The organism is Mesorhizobium sp. M4B.F.Ca.ET.089.01.1.1 (genome assembly GCF_004022605.1).
Lineage (GTDB): Bacteria > Pseudomonadota > Alphaproteobacteria > Rhizobiales > Rhizobiaceae > Mesorhizobium > Mesorhizobium abyssinicae.
Genome location: NZ_RZOS01000450.1, coordinates 1 through 4,429, shown reverse-complemented (window position 1 = coordinate 4,429; position 4,429 = coordinate 1). Strand labels below are relative to the sequence as shown.

The following is a 4,429-nucleotide window of genomic DNA, read 5'->3' as shown; positions in this document are numbered from 1 at the left end:
GTTCCAGAAGATCCGCCGCACCGGGGTCGACAGCTCGACCGGCACATCGGCACCGAAACGGGCGACCAGCGCGCCGAACCCTTCCTTGCTGAAATAATTCGGGTCGAGGTCGGCGGCGGCCTGGAAATCGCGGATCGAGATCTCGTCCTCGTCGGCGCCGAAATCCATCGGACCGGCAAAGGTGGCTGCGGCGCGCGGCGCCTGGCCCCTGGCGAGCAGCGCCGAAAGCCGGTCGTCGTCGCCTTCCTCGACCTTATGCGTGGCGAGCAGCTCGAACAGCCGCGCGTCGGCGGCCTTCATCTCGGCCTCTTCCGCCTCGCTCGCCTTGCGCTGGCGGTAATAGAGATGGTCGACGTTCATATCGTGATGGTGCAGCGTCCAGCCGGCGGCCTGCGCCTCGGGAAAATAGGGATTGCGGTCCGCGGCATGCAGCCAGGCGCAGCCAATGTCGAAGGGGGCGCCGAAATGCCGGTCGCTGGTCCAGGCGCGGCCGCCGATGCGGTCCATCGCTTCCAATAGCTTGAAGGAGACGCCAGCGGCGCGCAGGGTTTTCGCGGCTGAGAGCCCGGCCGAGCCGGCGCCGATGATCACAACATCAACATCATCCATATGTATCGAGCCCCTCCGCCACAATAAATACTTGATCGTAGGCAAATTCCGCTTCATTCGCCAGCATCGAGCAACCAGTGCAGCCGCGGGGGCGGTGACAACCGGGCGTTTCACTGGCAAATTCGCAACCGGGACGTGATTCAGGCAATCAGGAGAGAACGAGATGGCATTTCTTGCCAAGGGAAAGATTTTTGCGGCCGCGGTGATGGCAGTGCTTGCGCTGGCGACGGGCGCGCAGGCGGCTGGCAGCTGTGGCAAGAACAGCGCCGGCTTCGACGCCTGGAAGCAGGACTTTGCCGCACAGGCCCAGGCCGAAGGTGTCGGCTCGAGGGGTCTGGCCGCTCTGGCAGGCGCGACCTACGCGACAAGGACCATCTCCGCCGACCGCGCCATCCACAAGGCGTTCAGCGGCTCGGTGGAAGATTTCATGAAGCGCCGCGGCGGGGCCGCGATCATTTCAAAGGGCCGTTCGCTGAAGAAGTCGAACGCGGCGCTGTTCGACAAGATCGAATCGACCTACGGCGTGCCGCCCGGCGTGCTGCTCGCCATCTGGGGCATGGAGACCGGCTTCGGCGCCTCCATGGGCAACCAGAACACGGTGTCCGCCATTTTGACGCTTACCTATGACTGCCGCCGCCCGGACTATTTCTACCCGCATGCCATTGCGGCGCTGAAGCTGGTCGATCGCGGAACGTTGACCTCAGCTTCCGTGGGCGCCATGCATGGCGAAATCGGCCACACGCAGTTCCTGCCCGGAAACGTCCTGAAGTACGGCGTCGGCAACGGCAACCTGCGCGACAGGAATACCGCGCTCGCTTCCACCGCCAACTACCTCAAGGGCCATGGCTGGCGGGCCGGCGCGAGCTATCAGGCGAATATGGGCGCCATTGCCGGCTGGAACTCGGCCAGCGTCTACCAGCAGGCCATTGCCCGCATCGCGGAAGCGATCGACGGCAATTGATGCCATCTCCACTCGACAGAAAAGCCCGGCCATGTGCCGAGCTTTTTGTTTATGGAGCAGGTGAAGCCCAGACGCTCGGAACGACCAGATTCGCTCTCAGTAATGCGCGTAGCCGCTCAACGGGCATTTCTGGGAAATCGGAACCTGGAAGCTGCCGTCAATGCCGCTGCAGTTGCGGAATTTGGACGACCGCGGCGCCGTAGCCGCCTTTCAGCTGGCTTTAGTGTCCATTTTGGTCGGCTCGTCGGAATGCGCATAGCCGCTCACCGGGCATTTCCGGGAAAGGGGAACCTGGAAGGGGCCGTCAAATCCGCTGCAGGTACGGAACTTGGACGTCGGTGCCGCCAGGGCTTGCCAGGACTGGCATCCGCCGAAGATGACTGCCGCTGAAAGCAAGAGAAAAATACCGTTCTTCATCGTCGAAGTCCCTCCATAGCTAGGATCAGGCTCAAAGCCCAATCACTCGGTCTCAATAATGCGCGTAGCCGCTCAATGGGCATTTCTGGGAATCGGGAACCTGGAAGGGGCGGAGGAGCCGCCCTTGGCCTGCCCTCGATCTCCAGCGGGACTCCGGCAACTTACGATTAGCCGCCGCCCAAGGGGCATTTCCGGGAAGCGGGAACCTCGAAGGTGCCGGTGAAAACATTTGAGCAGGTATGGAATCTGGCGTTCCGCGGCGCTGAGGTGGCCACGCTTGACCTGGCCTTAATCTCCCTTTCGGACGGCTGCTCGAAATGCCCGTAGCCGCCCGGCGGGCATTTCCGGGAGGCGGGAACCTGGAAGATGCCGTCTCTCCCGGTGCAATTACGGAAGTTGGACGTCCGCGGCGCCGGGGTTTTCGTAACCGCAGCCGGCTTTGGCTTGCCCTTGAGGACCATCCAGATTTCGGTTGGCTGGTCGAGCTGCAGGTTGTTGACATCGGAATAGGTGATGCGGCCGCTGCGCACGCCGGCGGCAAGGCGTTCGCAGAACAGGGCCGGCATGCGCTCCAGCGACACACCCATGAAACCGGCGATATCGTGCTTGAGCGTGATGTTCCATGCGCGGGCTTCGGCGATGCAGCCGTCCAGATCCGGCTTGGCCTCACGCTTCGCGGCCTGTGAGGCCTGGCACGCCGCGAAAGCGATAGCCGTCGCAAGCAGAACAGAAATAGCTTTTTTCACTGTCAAAACCCCGCCGATCCCGCGGCGGAACTTAGATGAAGCTGCCGAAAGGTCAAACGGGAACTTAGTCCGGTCGCTCTTATTTCCCTTATATTAGGAGATGGAAATAAAAAACCCGGCGTGTCCACCGGGTTTCTTGGTCGTTTCTGCCTTCGCGGGGACCGGCACAGCGTCCCGCAGCAACTATGTCAGCCCTTGCGCGTGCGCGCCGCGAGCGTCCTCAGCCGGAGCGCATTGAGGCGGATGAAGCCGGCGGCGTCCTTCTGGTCGTAGGCGCCGCGGTCGTCCTCGAAGGTGACCAGCGCGTCGGAATAGAGCGTCTTCTTCGACTTGCGGCCGGTGACCATCACATTGCCCTTGTAGAGCTTCAGCCGCACAGTGCCTTCGACATCCTCCTGGCTCTTGTCGATCATCGCCTGCAGCATCAGCCGCTCCGGCGAGAACCAGAAGCCGTTGTAGATCAGCTCGGCATAGCGCGGCATGAACTCGTCCTTGAGGTGGGCGGCACCGCGGTCGAGCGTGATCGATTCGATGGCGCGGTGGGCGGCGATAAGGATGGTGCCGCCGGGCGTTTCGTAGACGCCGCGCGATTTCATGCCGACGAAGCGGTTCTCGACCAGGTCGAGCCGGCCGATGCCGTTGTCGCGGCCGAGGTCGTTGAGCGCGGCCAGCATCGTCGCCGGCGACAGCTTCTTGCCGTTCAGCGCAATCGGGTCGCCCTTGAGGAACTCGATCTCGATCTCGGTGACCTTGTCCGGCGCGTCCATCGGCGAGACGGTGCGCTGGTGGACGAATTCCGGCGGTTCCGTCCACGGATCCTCCAGCACCTTGCCCTCCGAGGAGGAGTGCAGCAGGTTGGCGTCGACCGAGAACGGCGCATCGCCGCGCTTGTCCTTCGGCACGGGAATCTGGTGCTGTTCGGCGAAGTTCAGCAGGTCGGTGCGCGACTTGAAGGACCAGTCGCGCCACGGCGCGATGACCTTGATGTCGGGGTTAAGCGCGTAAGCCGACAGCTCGAAACGGACCTGGTCGTTGCCCTTGCCGGTAGCGCCGTGGGCAATCGCGTCGGCGCCGGTTTCCTTTGCGATCTCGACGAGGTGCTTGGAGATCAGCGGCCGGGCGATCGAGGTGCCGAGCAGGTAGGTGCCTTCATAGACGGCATTGGCGCGGAACATCGGGAAGACGAAGTCGGCGACGAATTCCTCGCGCACGTCGACGATGCGGATGTCCTTGATGCCCATCAGCTCGGCCTTGCGGCGGGCCGGCTCCAGCTCGCCGCCCTGGCCTAGGTCGGCGGTGAAGGTGACGACTTCGGCGCCGAGCTCGGTCTGCAGCCATTTCAGGATGATGGAGGTGTCGAGGCCGCCGGAATAGGCGAGCACGACTTTCTTCACGCTTTTGGTCTTGGACATTTTTGGCGGTTCCGCGGGAAAGGTTTCGCGGGCGAGGTATCACGGCGTTTCCGGGCTGCGCAAGAGACGAACCGGCCTTTGATGCCAGCAAGGGCTGGACCAGACGCCGCGCCGGTCAGCCGCTGGCGAAGCTGAAATGGCTGCGTTATAGGCTCCGCGATCCTTCTCTGGGGCGCGCGCGACCGATGTCCTTCCTTCCCGACGCAACGACGCTGATCCAGTTCGCCATCGCCACGGTGATCCTGGCGATCACGCCGGGGCCCGACATGACGCTGTTCGTGTCG

General features: G+C 63.2%; 5 protein-coding genes and 1 pseudogene. 2 read left to right on the top strand and 4 right to left on the bottom strand.

Annotated features, from left to right (window positions below):
- Positions 1 to 609: FAD-dependent oxidoreductase (locus tag EN780_RS28270; protein WP_128275938.1), on the bottom strand; the 609-nt coding region annotated here is incomplete at its 3' end.
- 163 nt (positions 610 to 772) lie between these two features.
- Between EN780_RS28270 and EN780_RS28265 the strand changes: the two genes are divergently transcribed.
- A complete protein-coding gene (locus EN780_RS28265; RefSeq protein WP_127283962.1) occupies positions 773 to 1,570 on the top strand; it encodes a lytic transglycosylase domain-containing protein in 798 nt (265 codons plus the stop codon).
- 210 nt (positions 1,571 to 1,780) lie between these two features.
- Here EN780_RS28265 and EN780_RS40875 read toward each other — a convergent pair whose 3' ends face one another.
- The 3 genes from EN780_RS40875 to EN780_RS28250 all read right to left on the bottom strand — a co-directional run bounded on the left by EN780_RS40875 (position 1,781) and on the right by EN780_RS28250 (position 4,145).
- Positions 1,781 to 1,987, bottom strand: coding sequence for a hypothetical protein (locus EN780_RS40875; RefSeq protein WP_245500162.1), 207 nt, complete (start codon positions 1,985 to 1,987; stop codon positions 1,781 to 1,783).
- 167 nt (positions 1,988 to 2,154) lie between these two features.
- Positions 2,155 to 2,733, bottom strand: a complete 579-nt coding sequence (locus tag EN780_RS28255; protein ID WP_245493320.1) for a hypothetical protein — start codon at positions 2,731 to 2,733, stop codon at positions 2,155 to 2,157.
- A 188-nt stretch (positions 2,734 to 2,921) separates the two neighbouring features.
- Positions 2,922 to 4,145 carry an argininosuccinate synthase gene (locus tag EN780_RS28250; RefSeq protein ID WP_127283964.1) on the bottom strand — a complete coding sequence of 408 codons (1,224 nt, stop codon included), beginning with the start codon at positions 4,143 to 4,145 and terminating at the stop codon, positions 2,922 to 2,924.
- Between the two features lie 185 nt (positions 4,146 to 4,330).
- Here EN780_RS28250 and EN780_RS40870 point away from each other — a divergent pair.
- Positions 4,331 to 4,429, top strand: a pseudogene (locus tag EN780_RS40870) (LysE family translocator); the annotation flags it as partial.

What these genes read in the sequence shown, in the direction of transcription:
- EN780_RS28265 (WP_127283962.1), top strand. Translation starts at nt 773, where the DNA reads ATGGCATTTCTTGCCAAGGGAAAGATTTTTGCGGCCGCGGTGATGGCA.
- EN780_RS40875 (WP_245500162.1), bottom strand. Translation starts at nt 1,987, where the DNA reads ATGAAGAACGGTATTTTTCTCTTGCTTTCAGCGGCAGTCATCTTCGGC.
- EN780_RS28250 (WP_127283964.1), bottom strand. Translation starts at nt 4,145, where the DNA reads ATGTCCAAGACCAAAAGCGTGAAGAAAGTCGTGCTCGCCTATTCCGGC.